The 20,004-nt window shown below is 55.6% G+C and carries 6 protein-coding genes; all 6 read right to left on the bottom strand.

Annotated features, from left to right (window positions below; genetic code table 11):
• On the bottom strand, positions 1 to 3,272 hold a 3,272-nt coding region (locus CCY01nite_RS16405), incomplete at its 3' end, for an Ig-like domain-containing protein (RefSeq protein WP_146864111.1).
• A 9-nt stretch (positions 3,273 to 3,281) separates the two neighbouring features.
• The gene (locus CCY01nite_RS16410; RefSeq protein WP_146864114.1) at positions 3,282 to 4,445 is read right to left on the bottom strand and encodes an ABC transporter substrate-binding protein; all 1,164 of its coding nucleotides are present in this window, start codon (positions 4,443 to 4,445) and stop codon (positions 3,282 to 3,284) included.
• A 40-nt stretch (positions 4,446 to 4,485) separates the two neighbouring features.
• Entirely contained in the window at positions 4,486 to 5,076 is a 591-nt protein-coding gene (locus CCY01nite_RS16415) for a phage tail protein (RefSeq protein WP_146864117.1), read from the bottom strand.
• A gap of 452 nt (positions 5,077 to 5,528) precedes the next feature.
• Entirely contained in the window at positions 5,529 to 7,349 is a 1,821-nt protein-coding gene (locus CCY01nite_RS16420; RefSeq protein ID WP_146864119.1) for an OmpA family protein, read from the bottom strand.
• An 18-nt stretch (positions 7,350 to 7,367) separates the two neighbouring features.
• Positions 7,368 to 8,369: a PorP/SprF family type IX secretion system membrane protein gene (locus CCY01nite_RS16425; protein WP_146864122.1), complete on the bottom strand. Its 1,002-nt coding sequence runs from the start codon at positions 8,367 to 8,369 to the stop codon at positions 7,368 to 7,370.
• 37 nt (positions 8,370 to 8,406) lie between these two features.
• The gene (locus CCY01nite_RS16430; RefSeq protein WP_186831095.1) at positions 8,407 to 19,998 is read right to left on the bottom strand and encodes a Calx-beta domain-containing protein; all 11,592 of its coding nucleotides are present in this window, start codon (positions 19,996 to 19,998) and stop codon (positions 8,407 to 8,409) included.
• Positions 19,999 to 20,004: the final 6 nt, after the last annotated feature.

Consider the following 20,004-nt stretch of genomic DNA (forward strand, 5'->3'; position numbering starts at 1 on the left):
ACCGTGTAGGAGATATTATCAGAAGTTTGCAGATTGCTCAGGGTAGCATTGGTAGCGGTGAAATCCGTTAATGCAAAACCTGTTACCGCTTCACTGAACGTAACTGTCAGTGTGAACGGTGCGTTGGTTGACGGTGTGCCGGAAAGCACAACGGTAGGGGCAGTAGTATTGACGAATACGCCGCTGGTGTTGCCAGGGTTATTCAATGCGGGCAGTGCGTTGTTGCCCACTGCATCCTGCACAGTACCGCCGGCCAGCTCTACATTTCCGCCTAACGCAATGCCGTCCATGTCCAGATCACCATTTTGCACTGTATAGCTGAACGTCAGCTCATTGCCCGTAGAACCGCTGGTGTAAGTTGCCTGCCGGGTCACGGCGCCAATAGTAACTTCGATGTAAGGGGGGCCTGTCACTATCACATTTTCACTGTAAACAACTTCAAAGGTCAGCACGTCATTGGCTTTATAGTAGCCGTTGGCGGGGACGGTCACCGAGTTCACTACAGGGGCAGTGGCATCTACCAATACACCGGAGGTTGGCTGTATGCCCGCGAGTGTAAGGGAGGCGTCGTTGCCAGCCGCATCGCGCAGGGTGGCTCCGGCCGCCTGAAGCTGCGCGCCAACGGCTACACCGTTGGCATCCTGTTCACCATTTTGTATAGTGTAAGCGAAGGTAAGCGCAGTGGAGCCTGACCCTCCCGTGTACAACGCCTGTACAGTTGTACTCCCGATAGTGATGGGCAGTGATGGTGTACCGCCCGCTACTGTTACCGCCTCGTTGTAGTTGACGGTAAATGTTAACACCTCGCTGCTTACATAAGTCTTATTGGCCGGTACATTTACCGTAGTGATGGCAGGCGCGGTTTGATCATATGTAAGGTTGAGCGTATTGGAGGCAGCGTTGCCGTTGTTCCCGATATTTTGCGCCGCGTCGGCAGGCAATGACAGGGTGATGGCGCCATCAGCAGACGGGGTTACCGTAATTGTGTAAGTAATGTTGTCTGTTGTAGACAGACTGCTCAGGGTGGCATTTGCGATGGAGAAGTCCCCCAGCGTCAAACCTGTTACCGCTTCGCTGAAAATAATAGTGACCGGGAACGGCTGGTTCACGGGCGAGGAAGCGGTGGTGGATAATGTAACGGAGGGGGATGATGTGTTCACAAACACACTGTTGGTGGACGCTACGTTCTGCAATGCGGGCTGCGCATCGTTGCCCGCCAGGTCCCGCATGGTACCGCCGTTCAGCATAATATTGCTGCCCAGCGCAATACCGTCCATATCCGTATCTCCCGCCTGTACGGTGTAAGAGAATGTATGCGTATCTGTTCCGCTTCCGGCCGTGTGCGCCGCCTGTACGGTAGCGCTGCCAAGTATCAGTTCCACGTAGGGCGTTCCGGTCACAACTACATCTTCACCAAACTGCACGGAAAAGGTAAGCGTAGTTCCCTGGTTATAGTATCCGTTGGCCGGCACGCTCACGGTGCTGACGGCCGGTGCGGTAAGGTCTATCGTCCAGTTAAAGCTGGCGGGTGCAGCATCTATGTTGCCGGCAGCGTCTACAGCCCTTACGGTGAAGGTATGCGGGCCTTCGGCCATACCTGTGAACGTAAGCGGGGTAGTTGCCGGCGTAAAGGCGCCACCGTCCAGTTGAGCTTGAAAGATAGCGGGCGTTTCGCTGGATGTGAAGGTGAAAGTAGCGTTCGCACTGTTGGTGAGGACGGGCGGGCTTGTTACGATGGTAGTGTTTGGCGCGGTTGCATCCAGTGTTACCTGGTCTTGCAGCGGTGTTATATTTCCCGCAGCATCCCTTAACCGCATGTACACGGTTTTGGTCCCGTCTCCGGCAGCGAGCGTCCACGGGGTGCTGGCGGCCAGCGGCGTGTAGGCGCTCCAGGTAACGTTGTCATTCGAAAAGCTGGTGGTATAGGCGGGTGCGGTACCATCCGCGGTAATAGTAAGCGTTACGTCGGGATCGTTGGTAGCGGCTGCGCCGCCATTAATGGACAAGGTGCCGGTGGGAGCCGTTTTGTCAATCGTATAAGTTTCACCGTTAGTAAACGGAGCATTGGTTATTATACTGCTGATACCACTACCCGTTACATTCAGCCGCAGTGTACCGTCGCCGGTACCCGTATTAACGGTGACGGTATAGGAGGCGCCGCTTCCGGCTACGCTGGCAACGCTGGCGCCGCTGACGGTACCGGTGGCGGTAAGGGAGAAAGCGGCAGGGGTAACGTTGCTGACGGCACTGCTGAAAGTAACTGTGTAATCTACCCCGGTTGCGTTGGTAGGATTTGCATCAGCCCTTGTCACGCTCTGAACGGAAATTCCCGGTGGGCTGAGTTTAACCAGGCGGCCGCCGGTAGGAGAGCTGCCGTCACCAATAAATACCTCTCCCTTGCTGTTAACAGCCAGCCCCCAGGGTACAGCCAACCCGTCTATACTCATGCCGCTCAGCAGCACATCGCCTGCCGGTTGTGTTATATCCGCGCGTTTCACTACGCGGTAATCAGTACCATTGTATTCCGTCGTATAGAAGTTGCCGTCGCCATCAATGGCAATTGCGCTGTAAAACCCTCCGGAGGCCACAACAGTAGAGGTGGCATAGCCGCCAGCTGCGTTCATGCGTATGATCTGGCCGTCATTGTTCTCATGAAGGTCGAGAACATAATAGTTATTTGCCCCATCTATAGCTACTCCCCAGGGCCAGGTCGATGTGGCGCCGGGGTGAACTGTTATGGGAAGCGTCAGCCAGGTGCCAGACTGATCTTCCTGGCCTTCAGGCCAGCTCCTCAGGCGGTGCCTGTCCGGTGCAAAAACATATTCTATCGTCATCAGGGTATTGTCAGACTGCATGCCAAGCGCTGAAAACCATGCACCGCTTTGTATCATCTGGGGCGTATAAGTACCACCTGCTCCAGGGGTTAGTTTGATGATCTCCCAATTGTTGGACGGGTTGGGGTTGGTCACGAACACCACGCCGGCGGCATTTACAGCAAGGCCCCAGGGCAGCCTGCCCGGCCCGAAGGCCAGCCCGCTATAGATGACGGTAGGCGTGCCTGTACCGTTGGTATATTTGGCTATTTCGCAACTAGTACCGTTGTAACGTACCACGTAAACATTATCATCAATATCGCAGGCCACCGCGGAATAATATCCGCCGGTCTCCATCGTTGTCATGGTATATTGCGCCCTGGCGCCCGCGCCACCCAGCAGGGAAGCGAATGTAAGCAATAATAGTAGCCTGGTGTACCGGGTAAAAATATGCTGCATAGAATTTTGTTAAATACAGAGAAAAGGATTTTGCCATCCTGACACGCTGCCGTTGTGTATCTCCTCCAATTCCTTCGCATCGAAGCGCATGCCTTGTCCCTGGTCAAGAATGATCTTATGTATTTGATTATTGGTAGTAGTTATCTTAATAATGTTGGGTGCCGGTAATGCAAAACCGGAAGCGGGGTAGAAATTCTTTTCCCCGCAAGGGCCGCTGATGATGCCGGTACGCAGTTGCTGCTTCACCGCATCCCAGTCTTTTTTCTGCGCATGTGGTAATAGCTCTTTCCAAATCAGACCGGCCTCATATCCCATCAATGCATAGATATTGGCGGGTTGCTGCGCCAGTTGCTCAAATTGCTGAACAAAGGTGCGGTTGATCTTGTTCTCGTCTTCCCGCATCCACAACCGGGATGTATATATTTCGAGGTTGATATGCCTGATATCGTCCAGGATATCATCATATGCCATTGTTTCGTGTACAAGCAGCGGGATTTTCTTATGAAAACCGCTGGCGATCCATTTTTGGAAGAAGAGCCGGCCCATGCTGCCGCAGAAGATGGCGTGCACATACGGGGGATGCTCTTTTGCAAGGGATGCAAAAAAGCTGTCCAGTTCCATTTTGTAAGGATCGCTTTCGTCAAAAGGAAGTACGGTGAGCTTTAATTCCTGTCCGCCAACGGAAATAGCGCCCTGCCGGAAGGTGCTGTTGAAGTGATAACCCGCTTCGTACACCGGCATGATCATATGGCCGCCGCCGCCAAAGGTTCTTTCCGCCCAGCGGCCAAGTGCGTACTGGGATTGCCACAATTGGTGAGAGGCGTAAAATACGTCTGGACTGAGATAGGGGAAATGCGGCACGTATTCTCCCATATCAAAAAAGAATGCCGGCCGCCGCTCTTTTTCAATAAGTGGTATCATACCCGGCATAGCTTTGTAGCTGATGAGGCCGGACAGGATGTCTACACGGTTAAAAAAGAGCAGCTTGCGGGCTGCAGCTTCCGAAGCCTTCATGCTACCCATTTCCGTATATTCCTGCACAAACCGCACGGTATTTTGCCGCGCAGGATCAAGTCCCATGCCCAGCAGCCATCCTGTGAAGAGGTGCTGGGCATAGTATGGATAAATGCCGGAATAAGGGCTCAGAAAGCCAACGGTAATGGGAGTGATCATGAAATGCAGATCTTGGTGGTTCGTGCGATACGTTATATGATCAGCTTCTGGAAGGGAAAATGCCTTCCGTGGCGATCAGGTAATTCATTGCCAGGTACGGGTTCTGGATGCTGAACGGCTGGGTGCCGCCGGTCATGCCGATAACAACTGAACCGGTTACCTTACCAGGTGCCAGCGTGGTAGTGTTATCCTGTTTCCCGTAAGCGTTCATTGTTATGGCGCTGGGACCGCTGCCCGCAGGGGGCACCTGGGCGGGCACCAGGTCTATCGCCGGAATGTTGGTAGTGCCATTGGCAGTACTGGCGGATGGTACGGCGGCAAGCCCGCTGGAATCCGCGATATGGGTATGCGCGGGCATGTTGGGGATCAGCAGCGTGGTGCTTGTTGTTCCGGCCATCTGGCCGAGCACGTAGTTGGGAAGACCGGGGCCCTGACCCATGCCAATAGGTGCACGGCCCCTGAGGTCCGGCAATCCGAAAGTAGTTTGACCGTTACCGCCATAGGTAGTACCGAGCAGGGAGAACAAAGCTGTGTTCTGGGCAATGGACATGATCTGCCCCTGGCAGAAAGCCCAGCCTCTGATAGCGAAATTTCCACCGAAAATGCAAATTAGCGCGAGGTAAGGTTCCATAGATTACACTGGTTTAGGATTAAACAATATTTTAGGATAATGATTGTTTTGCTTTAATTATTTCAGTTAAAGACATCCTGGAAGACTGTTACAGACAAAGCATAAGCGCCTTTGCCGGGAATTTGACAATAATTTTCAAAAGGTTACTGGGCAACCGGGAAAACATTAGGACTTCGCAAGGGTCGAGTTGTGAAACGATGTTCAAATATAGGGTATATCTTCTTTTTTCAGGGAAAAATATTTCTTCCATACGGCGGCGGTTGCAAATGGGGGGATCGCGCAGCCGGAAATGCTCTTGTTTTGTTACGCTGCAAATCATTACCTTCATCATCAATTTAAATACCTATGAAAGAACGCAATCAGGGTAAGTGGATGATCGTTATCTTTAAACAAGAAACCCGCGTAAATTAAGGCTTACGCGGGTTTCTTTATTTTGACGTCGCTTCATCCATTTACCACACCACTTTCAACTCCGAACGCCTGTTCTGCCGGTATTCATCTTCATCACACGGAACCCCGTCCTTACACCCGTTCACCGGTTCCGTTTCGCCTTTGTTGGCATAATACAGCCGTTTCGGATCGATGTCTTTTCCGGCGAGGTAATCGATCACGGACAGGCAGCGCAGGGCGGACAGATAGGTGTTGTACTGGTCCGTGCCGCGGTTGTCCGCATAAGACGAGATAATGATCTTCCAGTCTTGCCGGCGTTTCATCACTTCCGCCGCTTTGTCGAGTATCTGCCGTGATTCCGCCAGCAGGCGGGCGCTGTTGTAATCGTACAGGAATTTCAGCTGTTCCAGGTTTTGTTTATCTGCTTCCTCTTCGGCGGTGAGCTGCCTCGGTGTGCCTGGCTGATGAGTAGCAACGCCCGGCGCGTGATGATTTTCGCCGTTTGCCGGCGGCCGCACGCTGTGATCGGTCACTTCCGGAGATTGGATGCCGTTCAGCCTGTTAAAGAGGTCTATGTCAACGAAACGATAGATGTCATCGCTGCCCATGCCGCCGTCCCTGTTGGAAGCAAAGTAACCTTCCGGCCCGTTGTTGTTCAGCACAAAACTGATATCGTCCGCACCGGAGTTGAAGGGCGCTTTCATATTCATGGGTGTTTCCCAGCTGCTCTTTTCTCCTTTAACGCGGAAGATATCATACCCCCCGAGGCCGGGATGGCCTTTGCTGGAGAAGTAGAGCACGTCGTCTTCATTCATTGTCGGGAATGATTCAGCGGCAACGGTGTTGATCTTGCCGCCACAATTCACGGGTGTACCCCAGCTGCCGTCAGCCTGCTTTTCACAATACCAGATATCTGTCTGTCCAGCGCCGCCGGGGCGGTTGGATACAAAATACAGGATATTGCCGGCGGCATTCAGTACGGCGTGGCTGGATGAATGGTGCGCCACGTTGATGCCGGGCAGCAATACCGGTTCGGTCCATTTACCGTCTTTTTTCACCGACTGAAATATCTGTAGCTGGCGCACTCCGTTCACAGGGCCTTTGCCGGTGAATGGCACATCTTTGCCTTGTATGTTGATGGTAGCATACAGCGTATCCTGGTGACTGCTCATGCAAACCGGCCCGATGTGGTAATCGTATTGGCCGAGCAGGGCAGGGGCCAGTTCTTCGAGGAACATCGTGGGGTTTCCCTGTTTGTTTTGCCGGTAGGCGTAGGCGTTATAGTAGGGTTGCTGTGTACGGAGGTCTTTTTCTCCGTTTCCTTCCCTCAGCAGCCGGTGATAGCCGCTGGACATCAGCAGCAGTTCTCCGCCGTTCATACCGGTAACAATGTCCGAACTGCGGGTATTCAGTTCCTTTACCGGGTTCATCTGCAGGGAAGCGGGAGCTTGCAGCCACAGCGCGGCGCTGTCGCAGCTTTGAAGCGCGATTGCTTTCAGCTGCAGGCTGTCTGCATGAGCAGTGTTGAACAGGTTGTATTGCTGCCTGGCGGAATCGTATTGTTCCAGCTGCCGCAGCGCTTCACCATAGGCGAAATAAGCGGAAGCGGGATGGTCCGGCCGCGTGACGATCTGCTGGTAGACGCCGGCGGCTTCCCGGAAGTTGCCTGTTTCCTGGAAACTGCGGGCCATTTTCATCAGCAGCGTCACCGGCGTTTTATCCCCTTTGCTGCGGGCCTGCCGTTTGTAGAGCGCGCCGGCTACCGCGTATTCTTCCCTTGCATATGCTTCTTCAGCCAGTTTCAGCACGCTTTTCTGCTCCTGTGCAAACAGGCTGCCGCCAAGCATCGTCAATAAGGCAATAGATAAACTGCGTTGTATCATACTGTTGAATGTATGTGTTTAAAAATAGCGTGGGTTTTGTAAGGAGAATTTTTTGGACGGGAACAGGATGCCGAGGGATATCTCATGAGAGCCGCCCTGGTAGCCGGCCAGCTTGTTCACGTTCAAATCGTAGGCATAACCGATGCGCAGCTTCGGCGTAGCGAAAAACTCCACCATGGCGCTGGCGGCATTCTGCTCTTCCAGGTCGCGCTGCAGGGCGGTCTTCTTCCACAGGTTCACGCCGGTGCGGTAGGAGCCGCCTACCCACAGCCTTTCACCGATCAGCAGGAAGGCGTTCAGGTCCACGTTAGTCGGACCTTTAAAATCTTCCTTGATAAGGATGGAGGGTTTCAGCTGCAGGTTTTCATTCAGCGTGAACATGGCGCCGGTGGTGAGATACATGTGCTGCGTTTTACGGATCGTGGCGTAGTTGTTTCCTTTCCAGCTGTAGCGCGTGGCGTCTGAATAAAGGGAGAACAGGTCCATCACGGAAACGCCGGCGTAAAAGCGCGATGTGTAATAGTAAATGCCGAAGCGCGCATCAGGCACCCAGGTGCTTTGTTTCCCGGTGGGGATGGCCACGTCGTCGTTATCGGTATACTGCAGCATCGTGCCATCAACGGAGTATTGGGAAACCCCACCGCCGATGCCAATGCAAAGGCGGCGGGTATTTTCTGCGTCCAGCGGAATGCGGTAGGAGTAGGAAGCGTAGAATGACAATGCTTCCTGCGGCCCCAGCTTGTCGAACATCATCTGAAGCCCGAGCCCCACTTTGTTCCCGCTGGCGGGCGTCACACCGTCTATCGATACGCTGCCGGTCTTTGGCGCGCCGGGGAAGCCCGCCCACTGATGCCGGTACGTCGCATTCAGGTAAAGGTCTTCCTTATAACCCGCATAAGCAGGGTTCACACTGAGCCCGTTGAAAACGTACTGGCTGAACTGTATATTCTGCTGCGCCATTGCGCGGCTTCCTGAAACGAGGAGCAAGATCATGATCCCTGCCCTGAGTATTTTTTTCATCTTTTTACTTTTAAGATCAGCAGATGATATTTTAGGTCTATCGGGTGATAAATACCCATCCTTTATAAATCTTCACGCCATCCGGTTTTCTCACTTCCAGTATGTAGTAGTAGGTGCTTTCCGTGAGGTCCGAACCATTCCAGTCGTTGCGGTAATCGTTCGACCGGTATACCTGGCCGCCCCAGCGGTTGAACACCTGTAGCTTCGAGCCGGGATATTTTTCCAGCCCGCCGATCACGAACCTTTCGTTCTTACCGTCGCCGTTCGGCGTGAATACGTTCGGGAAGCTGAGGTCCTGACCTTCTATCTGCAATCTCATTTCCGCCTTGTTATTGGTCAGATCCGGATCCGCCGAACCGCTGGTAACATCCGCTTCGGCCACCAGCTCGCCGCCTTCGGTGATCCGGCAACGTATTTCCAGCTGCACGGCATCTCCCGGCAGCATGTCGCCGATAGTCCAGAGTACCAGTTTATTGGCGGTGGCAACATCTACCTGTCCTCTTCCCGCGTTGGTGCTGGTGGGCAGCGCAAGCTGTACCGGAAGGGTGTCTTTCACGGCTACGCCGCTGGCGAGGCCGTTTCCAACGTTTCTCACCGTGATGCGGTAAGTGATCTCCTGGCCCAGGCGGTAAGGCCCGGTTACCGGCTGCACGATCTCTTTGGTGATCATCAGGTCGCCGACCGCAACATCTTCACTGGTGATGGTAACGGTAGCCTGACTGGCCGCGCCGATGGCCCAGGTGAAGCGGGTGGATTGCCCGCCGGTAATGGTGAGGGACACGGTTTCCGGATCTTCCACAAAGATGTCGTCCAGCACCTGTACCGGAACGGTTACGCTGTTTTCGCCCGCGGGGATCGTAATGGCCCCGGCGATAGCCTCGTAATCCGCGTCCGGCGTAGCCGATCCGCTGACCGTGTACTGGATGGTAACGGGCTCGGATGTACGTTTGCCTTCCGCGATGCTGATGGTGAATTCTCCGTTTGTAGTGGGTTCGGCTGCATTCGCGCGGCTGGCCGTTATTTCAAGACGGAGGTCGTTGTTATCATTGTCCGCGATGGTAGCCGTTGCGCTGCCGTTGCCCGTAAAGGCGCCGCCGGTGCTGGTGCCGCCTGTTAGCGTCACGATCACGGTTTCATCACCTTCTATCACGTCATCATCCGTTACGGTTACGGGAACGGCTACACTGCGGTCGCCTGCCGGAATGATGGCGGTGCCTGTGAGTGCTGTGTAATCCGTGCCTGCCGTGGCCGTGCCTGATACGGTGTAGGTTACGGTAACAGGGTGGGCGGCCGTGATGTCCTGCGGCAGCGATATGCTGAAGCCGCCGTTGGTGGCGGGCTCTGCCGCATCGCCAGTTTTACTGATCGTAAGTTCCATGTTCGCGGGGATATTGTCATCGTCCGCAATTTCCACGGTGGCGTTACTGGTGGAGGTGAAGGCGAAGTTGGTGCTGGTACCTCCGGTGAGTGTAACGATCACTGTTTCGGCGCCTTCAATGATGTCGTCATCAATAACGGTCACCGGTATGCTTACGCCAGGCTCTCCGGCCGGGATCACTACCGTGCCGCTCAGCGCCGTATAGTCTGCTCCGGAAGCCGTACCGCCAATGGTATAATTGACGGTGATGTCTTCGGATACGGTGATATCATCCGGCAGGCTGACGGTAAAGCTGCCGTTCGTGCCAGGCTCCGCGGCATCGCTGCCTTTGGTGACTTTCAGATCGAGATTGGCGGGCAGGGTGCTTTCGTTGTCCGCGATATTCACCGTTGCGTCGCCCGTGCCGGTGAAAGTGAAGCTGGTGCTGGTACCGCCGTTGAGCGTCATGACAACGGTTTCCAGCGGCTCTATCACCTGGTCGTCCGTTACAGTAACAGGTACGGTTACACTATGTTCTCCCGCCGCAATCGTTGCGGTGCCGGTAAGCGCGGTGTAGTCGTCTCCTGCCGTAGCCGTGCCGCCGATGGTGTAGTTCACGGTGATGTTTTCGGTGGTGATCAGGTTGCCGGGCAGGCTGATCAGGAAGCTGCCGTTAGTGCCTGGTTCCGCCGCATCGCCGCCTTTGGTGATGATCAGACCGAGATTGGCAGGTACGGTGCTTTCATCGTCGGTAATGTTAACCGTTGCGCTGCCGGTGGCGGTGAGCGTGAAGTTCGCGCTGCTGCCGCCGGTAAGGGTAGCTATTACCGTTTCTGTTGTTTCGATGAGGTCGTCGTCCGCAACGGTTACCAGTACGTCCACGCTGCTTTGTCCTGCGGGGAGCACTACGGTGCCGGTGAGGGCGGTGTAGTCATATCCCGCGGCAGCCGTGCCGCTTACGGTGTAGGTTACCGTTATGTCTTCTACGGACTGAACGCCGGAGGGCAGGCTGATGGTGAAGCTGCCGTTGGTGCCGGGTTCCGCGCCGTCTGCGTTTTTAGTGATGTTCAATACCAGTTTGGACGAATCAACATCATCATCCGTGATATCGATGGACGCCGTTTTATCCGGGCCCGGATCGAGGTTGAGGCTGGTACTGGAACCGTCTGTGATTTCCAGTGTAACGGTTTCCGTGCCTTCGATAAGGTCGTCGTCCTGGACGGATACCGGTACGTCCACGCTGTTATCACCCGCGGGGATAACAACCAGGCCGGGAAGCAGGCTGTAGTCGTCGCCGGCCGCGGCGGTACCGCTTATTGCATAAGTAACCGTAATGTTCTCTGTAGCGGTGATGCCATCCGGGAGAGCGATCGTAAAGCTGCCCGGTGTGCCTGGCTCGGCTGCGGGCGTAGTGCTGGTAATGTTCAACACCAGGTTGGCCGGCGTATTATCATCGTCCGATATGTCTACCGTTACATTGCCGGCGCCGGTGAAGGTAAAGTTGGTACTGTTGCCGCCGGTGAGCGTGAGCGCTACTGTTTCCAGCGGCTCTATCACCTGGTCGTCTATTACGGAAACCGGCACCATTACGCTGTTTTGACCCGCAGTGATCACGGCTGAGCCTGTCAGTGCCGCATAATCCGCGTCAGCGGTCGCGCTGCCTGCAACGGTGTAGTTAACGGTGATGTCTTCCGCGGCGGTAACGTCCGTAGGCAGGGCAATATTCACGCGGCCCGCTGAGCCCGGCTCGGAGGCATCGTTCAGCTTGGTGATGCTCAGCGTAAGGTTGGCCGGCGTGTTGTCGTTATCCGCAATATTCACCGTAGCGGCGGCGGTGCCGGTGAAAGTAAAGTTTGTGCTGCTGCCGCCGGTGAGGGTAGCTACTACGGTTTCGGTCGTTTCTATGATATCATCATCCGCAACGGTAACCGGAACGGATATACTGTTCTGTCCCTGCGGGATCACCACGGTGCCGGTAAGGGCCGTGTAGTCATCGCCAGCTGCGGCCGTGCCGCTCACGGTGTAGTTTACCGTCACGTCTTCCGAAGCAAAGACCGAGGGAGCCAGGCTGATGGTAAAGCTGCCATTGGCGCCAGCTTCCGCACCATCCGCATTTTTCGTGATGTTCAGTGTGAGGTTGGCCGGCAGGGCGCTTTCATCGTCCGCAATATTCACCGTGGCATTGCCGGTTCCGGTGAAAGTAAAGTTGGCGCTCGTGCCGCCGGTGAGCGTAGCGCGTACGGTTTCTGTTACTTCTATCAGCTGATCATCGCTGACGGTAACAGGAACGCTTACACTGTTCTGCCCCGCGGGGATCACAACACTGCCGCTGAGCGCAATATAATCATCGCCTGCAGTGGCCGTGCCGTCAACCGTATAAGTCACCGTTATATCTTCCGGCGCAAGGATGCCCAAAGGCAGGCTGATGGTGAAGCTGCCGTTAGTGCCCGGTTCCTCGCCGTCCGCACCTTTGGCGATCGTAAGCACCCTGTTGGCCGGGATGCCGCTGTCATCATCGGTGATGTTCGCGGTGGCGTTGCCGGTACCGGTGAAAGTAAAGCTGGTGCTTGTTCCGCCGGAAAGCGTCACGGTCACCGTTTCTGATGTTTCGATCTGCGGATCGTCCATTACGGTTACCGGCAGGTCCACGCCGTTCTGACCGGCGGGAATGATCACGGAGCCTGTGAGCGCTGCGTAATCAGCACCCGGGGTAGCGGTGCCGCCGGCGGAGTAAGTTACCGTTACGTCTTCCGAAGTAAGGATGCTGCCGGGCAGCTTGATGCGGAAGTTGCCGTTTGTAACGGGTTCCGCCGCATCGGTTGTTTTAGTGATCGTCAGCGCGAGGTTGGCCGGTGTGTTCTCGTCGTCGAGAATGTTGACGGTTGCGCTGGCCGTACCGGTAAAGGTAAAGCTGGCGGAGCTGCCGCCCGCAAGCGTGAGCATCACTGTTTCCGTGGGTTCCAGCAACTGGTCATTGAGTACAGCCGCGCTGACGGTTGTGCTATGCTGGCCGGCGGGGATCACCACGGTGCCGGAGAGGGCGGCATAGTCGTCGCCGGCGGTGGCCGTGCCGCTTACCGTGTAAGACACGTTGATGTCTTCCGAACTGGCGATAGCGGTCCCGGGCAGGCTGATCGTAAACTCAGCCGGAGCGGCGGAGCCTTCCGTTACATCGGCGCCGGCTGTTATGCTCAGTGTGCGGTTAGCTGGCACATCGTCGTCGTCCAGTATCAATACGGAAGCTGTTTCGCTGCCGGCGGCAGGGGTGTAGGGCGTTGTATTGGCGGGCCCGCCTGTGCCGCCGGTGATGGTAAGTTCGATGGTTTCTGTTTGTTCGATGATGTCGTCATCTTTTATCGTTACCGGTACCTCTACTTCGTTGAACCCGGCAGGAATAACCGCCGTGCCGGTGAATGCATCGTAATCCAGGCCGTCTGTGGCAGTACCGCCGCTTACGGTATAGCTGACGGTAATGTCGTGCGCCGCGGTAACACCGGCCGGCAATTTGATCTTCACTGCACCGTCCGTTCCCGGCTCACTGGAATTGAGATGCGTGGAAATACTCAGCACGCGGTTGGCCGGTATATCGTCGTCGTCCGCGATGTTAACAGTGGCCTCGTCCCCGGCCGGGTCAGCGGAGTAAGGGAAAGCGTTGCCGTCCGTCCCCCCTGTGAGATTGTAGGTGGCCGTTTCCGTTCCTTCGATGATCAGGTCGTTCAGTACACTGACAGGGATGGTCACACTGTTTTTGAAGGCAGGCAGCTCGAAGATGGGTACCTGGTAATCCGTGGCCAGGGTGGCCGTGCCGCTCATGTTATAGGAGAGCGTTATGACGGAGGCGGAAGTGTAGCCGTCCGGCAGGCTGACAGTAAATGCGCCATTGGTGCCCGGCTCGGCGCCATCCGCTGCAGGGGCCACTGTCAGCACCTGGTTGGCGGAGGTGGCGTCATTATCGGCAATGTTTACCGTGATGTTGCTAAAAACCGGGTCCGGCGGGAAAATATAGGCATTGCTGCCGTCTGTGGCACTTCCGGAAAGCAGGGTAAAGGTCATTGTTTCATCCGGTTCAATGATCTGATCATCGATGACGTTCAGGTTGACAACGATACTGTTTGTACTCGCCGGAATGACGATCGTGCCGAAGCTCTGGTAATCCTCTCCGGACACGGCGGTGCCGCTAAGCATGTACCCCACGGTAACCGGCCATGCGGAAGTAGATCCGGCGGCCAGCTGGAGGGTAAATGAACCATTGGCGGACGGTTCTTCGGCATCCGCTCCGCCTGTCACCTGCAAAGGCGTAGTGCTGGCGGCATTGGCATCGATGATGGTTACTGTGGCGCCGTTGCCGGATGGATCTATAGTGTAAGGGTGTGAAGCGGATGATGCGCCATCGAGGGTGAGAATTACACTTTCCGGCCCTTCGATGATGCCATCGTTAGAGGCATCCACATCAATGATCACAAAGTTGTCACCTGCGGGTATCACGATGTTGCCCCCGATGAGTCCTGTCAGATCATAATCGTTTTCAGGCGGAGTTTCCTTGGCGGTACCACTTAAAGTAAATTCTATCGTTACGTCTTCCGAACTGGCAACGCCCGGTGGGAAGGAAATCCTGTATTTCCCGTTGGTGCCGCCTTCAATAGCATCTGAAACCTTTGTAAGCAATACGATCCTGCTGCCGGTCATAGCATCATCGTCCGCAATGCTGGCGGTTGCGCTGCCGGCGGTGGGGCTGACGGTGTAAGCGAAATTTGCCGAGGAGCCACCCGAAAGGTTGAAAATTACTGTTTCGGAGCTCTCTATAATATCGTCGTCTGTTACATTCAACGGAACTACCACTGCATTTTCACCCGCAGGGATGATAACGGAGCCGGTTATCGCCGTATAGTCCGCCGCGGGAGTTGCCGTGCCTGCAATTGTATAGGCAATCGTAATGTTTTCCGCCGCCAGGATGCCCGTGGGCAGGCTGATGGTGAAAGAACCCGATGTGGCGGGCTCCGCGGCGTTTTGCGCGCTCACGGAAAGCGTCAGGTTAGCGCCGGTATTTTCATCGTCGTTGATGTTCACCGTTGCAGTCCCCGCCGCGGGATCAGGCGACAATGTAAACACGGCAGTACCGCCTTCACTGGCAACACCGTTCGTGATATCCAGTATCACCGTTTCCACCGGCTCAATGGCATTGTCATCGTCAACATTCACCGGAACGGTGACGCTGGGCTGACCGGCGGGTATGACAGCAGTGGTGGAAGGCCCGTTATAATCCACGCCGTTCGTAGCCGTACCGGCGATCGTATAGGTTACCGTAATGGGCAGGTAAGCAGTATATCCCGCGGGCAGGCTGATGGTGAAGCTGCTGTTCGTGCCAGGCTCGCTGGCGTCGCCGTTACCTGTTACGGAAAGCAGCCTGTTGGCGGTGACATAGTCGTTATCCTGCTGGTTGAGCACGGCCGTAGCCTGTGTAGTGCTTATCGTAAAGCTGCCCGAGGCCGGCGTACTGGCGCCCGTTAGCGTCAGCTCAATGGTCTCGGTCTTTTCCATGATCTGGTCGTCGATGGCCGTTACGTCGATCACCACTTTATTCTGACCGGCAGGGATCACGATGGAAACGGGGAAGGTTTCATAATCTACCCCGTTGGTGGCCGTGCCGCCGAGCGTGAAGGTCACGGTGATGTCTTCAGGTGCCAGCGTACTGCCGGGCAGACCTACAGTAAAGGTGCCGGTATTGGTGGGCTCCGAAGCGTTCAGTTGAGCTGTTACGCTCACCACGCGGTTAGCGGGCGTATCGTCGTCGTCCGCGATCTCTGCGGTGGCGTTGTCCGCAGCACCGTCGATCGTGTACGTATAATTAGTGGAAGTGCCGGCGGATAAAGTCACGATCACGGTTTCCGCGCTTTCGATCAATGCGTCGTTCTGCACGGTTACCGGAAGCGTTACGCTGCTTTCACCGGCTGCGATCACCGCTGTGCCGCTCAGTGCCGTATAATCGGCCGGCGCGGTGGCGGTACCGCCGATGGTGTAAGTGATGGTAATATTTTCCACGGCCACAGCACCTGCGGGCAGGCTGATGGAGAATCCGCCGTTGGTGGCCGGTTCTGCGGCATCCGCCGTTTTTGTTACTGACAGCACACGTTTGGCCGGGGAGAATCCATCTACCGTTACGGTAACGGTTTGGGCGGACGTACAGCCGTTTACGTTGGTCACCGTATAGGTGATGTCCGCCGTGCCGCCGCTTACACCGGTTACAATGCCACCGGCATCTACAGTAGCTACGGCAGTGTTGCTGCTGGACCATGTGCCGCCGGGCGTGGTATTGGAAAGGGTAGTGGTGCCGCCTTCAAACAGGTCTAGCGTACCCGTGATGGCAGGTACAACCGGCAGCGCATTCACCGTTACAGCGAGCGTTTGGGTGCCCGTACAGCCGTCGCCGTTAGTCAGGGTGTAGGTGATGGTGGCCGTGCCGGGAGCAACGCCGGTGACTACGCCTGTGGCGTTCACGGAGGCAATGGCGGCATCGCTGCTGCTCCATGTGCCGCCGGGCGTGATGGTGGCGAGGGTAGTGGTGCTGCCTTCGCAGACATTACCGGTGCCGGTGATGGGATCGATCACTACATCGCTGCGGGTGATAATGATATCGTCCGTACGGGTACAACCGTCAGGGTAACTCACCGTTACACTGTAGGTACCGGGCCCGCTGGCTGCCAGCGTTTTCCCCGTGCTGCCGTCGTTCCAGGAGAACGATGCCAGTGGCGAAGCGAAGAATCCGTTCGTGTTCAGTGTATGGGGGAATTCATCCGCGCAAAGCGTGATATCCGGCCCGAGGCCGAGGATGGGCGTTGAACCGTTGTACGGCGCAATGTCCCAGTTCGTATTGCCGCCGAGGTCTTCACTGTGTTCCAGTGCTTTGAACGGCGTAATGCCCGCCGCGGTAACGCCGCGCAGCCGCACGTAGTCAAACTCCACTTCTCCCGCTGTTTTTGTAACGGTAAAGGGGCCGGTGGATGACCTGGTGATCTCCGTCAGGTTACAGGGCGTACCGCTGCCGAACCATTCTTTTGTAATGGTGGTGTTGGAGCCGCTCAGGAAAGTATACGTTTTGCCGGGGGAAAATATCAGCGTATCGATCGTGTTGTCTGTACCGTTGATAAGTCCTTTTCCTTTAAATTCAAGGCGGCCGATGGTATTGCCAAGTGCTATGTAAGCCTGGGATGCAGTGGAGGTATTGCTGAACAGAAGATCCGCAATAGTTGCGTCCCTGATGCCAATATTCTGTGAGGAGCCGGTAGTTACGTCAACTTTGTTGTATACATTGCCGACGATTTTGAAAACCGGTGCCGTTATATGAGAACCGGATGCCTGCAGGGTACCGTTGCTGTAAATATATTGCCACCTGCTGGTAATGTTCGCATTCCTGATATCAAGACTCGTAGGGTTGTTGGCAGCATCGTCGGTGATTACACTTGCCACGATCGTGCGGCCGCTCAGATTCAGGCCGCCGCTTTTCAGCAACATTATCGAGTTGGCATTGTTGTAATTTCCAAGGAATGTAAGCGTGCTGCCGGCGGGCTTGTTGATTTCCATGCTAAAGGTGCCCAGGCTGGCGTTGTTGGGGGTCAGGGTGGTATTGGCGGGGCCTGTAAAGGTCACCCTGGCATTGGAGGTTACAGCCGGGTTCATTACCAGGTTCCCCCATATTTCCAGTGTAAGCGTTTCTGTTTTCGTGAACGTTGGAGCATTTGTGGCTCCCGTCCAGTCCATATTCCGGCAATAAGCGTTGCCCTGCGAGATGGTAACGGTGCTGCTGCCTGTTGTAAAGCTGCCGGCATCGAAGAATACGTCGTTGCTGACCGTTGGCACGCAGGCGCCGCCGGGGCCGCCGCTGGTAGTGCTCCAGTGCGCGGATTCGTTCCAGTCGCCTGAACCACCTACCCAGTAGCGCGGGCCTCCTGCTGAGGGTGTGATGTTAAAACCGGTATTGCCGCCAGCATCGGCGCCTGATACTGAAATAGGAACGCCGCTGCCCGTGGCGGTTATATTCTGCAGGTAAACATTGTCAAAGTCACGTGTGGAAGAAGGCGCAAAGTTAAGTGTTGCGCCCGTGCCCTGGAAATCCCTCAATTCGCCGAGACCGCTGCAATCAGGGTTATTGAAGCGGAAAAGGCCGGTGATGGTCTGCGTGCCCCGGAAAAAATAAGTCCGCGCGGGAGTCAGTAGCAGGTTGGTGATCGTATTATTGCCTCGAACGTGTACGCCGCCGCAGCGGATGTCCAGCGTGCCGATGGTATTGTTGCCGTTCAGCGCAATGAGGTCGTTTGTGTTAGGATTGGTATTGGTGAACACCAGTTCGCCGATGTTGGTGCCGCCGGAGATGTTCACCGTGTTCTGGAAGGCATCGCTATGTACTTTCGAGTAAGCAAGGCCATTCGCGGAAAAGAGGGCCTTGGAAGTGACAAACGAGCCGGCGCCATTGTTCACGGAAGTGCAGTTCCTTGCATCCATCGCCCAGTCATTCACGGTGATGGTGGCGTTGCTGATATCTATCGTACGTACGGTATTGGTCTGGCTTCTGATTTCGGCAATGTTTATTGTACGTCCGGGCAGCAGGAACTTCCCACTGGCCACTCTCAGGCTGCAGGCCGGGAATGCAATGTCGTCGGTGATGGTAATCCCGCCGTCCGTGCCGGTTTTTTCGATATTGAACAAAGGGTTGCCCAGGTTGCATCCATTGAAGGTGAATGTGGATGCTTCGGTACCTTTCAGTCTTATCACATCTCTTACGTAGGTGGTATGTACCGCTTGCAGGGTGAGGGTGGGGTCTAACACCACAGAGCCCCAAATTTCCAGCGGGTATCCGCCCGTCGCTAAAATGGGTGAATTGGCCACGTTCGTCCAGGTCATATTATGACACCAGCTGGTATTGGTTAAACTAACTGTCTTGCTTGCGCTGGTAAAACCGCTATTGGCGTCGAACACCACATCGTCTGTCATAAACGGCACGCAGGCGCCGCCCGGCCCGCCGGTGGTAAAGCTCCAATGGGCTTTGTCGTTCCATTCACCGCCGCCGCCTACCCAGTACAGGGTGGCGTTGCCGGCAGCCCGCGGCTGAATGTTCCAGCCGGTATTGTCGCCGCCGTCTACACCCACCGCCGTGATCGGAGTGATGCTGCCCGCAGCGGTGAGGCTGGTGATCAGAACGTTCCTGACATCGGCCGTTGCACCCGCCCCGAAGGTGAGAATGGCATTAGCATCCGCGCCCCTCAGTTCACCCAGCGCCTCACAGTCCGGCGTATTCGCCTGCATTAAAGTATTGATCGTGTTATTACCATGGAAAATGTAACCTTTCCCCGGCGCCAGTATAAGCTCATCGATCACGTTGCCCCCGCCTCTAAGACGCCCGCCTCCCTTAAATTCCAGGCGGCCGATCGTATTGTCCGATCCTATCCGCAGGGTCCCTGTATTTGCCGCCGCGTTGGTGAACGTCAGCTCCTCGAAGGTGTTGCCGTTGATATTCATATCGGGGTTGTTCCTGCCCGGGAACACTTTCGAGAACGTAAGGCCCGTGGAGTGGAACATATCCGAAGTAACGGAGGAACCTGCAGCACTGAGCGTCATATTGGAGCCCTGGGTATCCCAGCCCTGCGTTAATATGATCGTGGCATTGGTGATGTCCAGGCTCCTGACAGTAGCACCATTCCCCGTAAAGTTGGCGAATTCGTGGGTCTGCCCCGACAGGTTCAGGGTTCCGGCAGTCAGCACCAGGTTCTGCACCGCCAGGCCGGCAACGATCCCGTCCAGCAATGTGAGCGAGCCTCCGGGCTTGTTCACGATAAACGAGTTGTAAAGCCCAACGGTAGGAATCCTTACGGCCCCGTTCGTGCGGTAGGTAGCATTGCCGCTGCCGGTAAAGTTGATGGCCATAATAGCATAACGCACCGTGCCGGAAAGCTCCAGGTTGCCATACACATGCAACTGGTAGGAGGTATTATTCCTGAACATGGCGGCGGTAGTAACGCCCGCCCACGACATGTTCCGGCAGTAGGCATGGCCGGTGGTGGGCATGGTCACAACAGAATTGGCGACCAGGCCGCTATTCGCGTCGAAATACACATCGTCACCGGTGCCGGGAACGATCGATTTGTCGGCCGCGCCGCCTGAAGTGGAGGCCCAGTGGTTGAGATCGCTCCAGCTGCCCGCGCCGCCTACCCAATAGTAGTCATCGGCGTACGAACGGGACACAAATAATGCAAGAATGCTGAACAGAATTAGCTTTTTCATTCTAAT

Origin of the sequence: Chitinophaga cymbidii (genome assembly GCF_007992715.1) — a bacterium.
GTDB lineage: Bacteria > Bacteroidota > Bacteroidia > Chitinophagales > Chitinophagaceae > Chitinophaga > Chitinophaga cymbidii.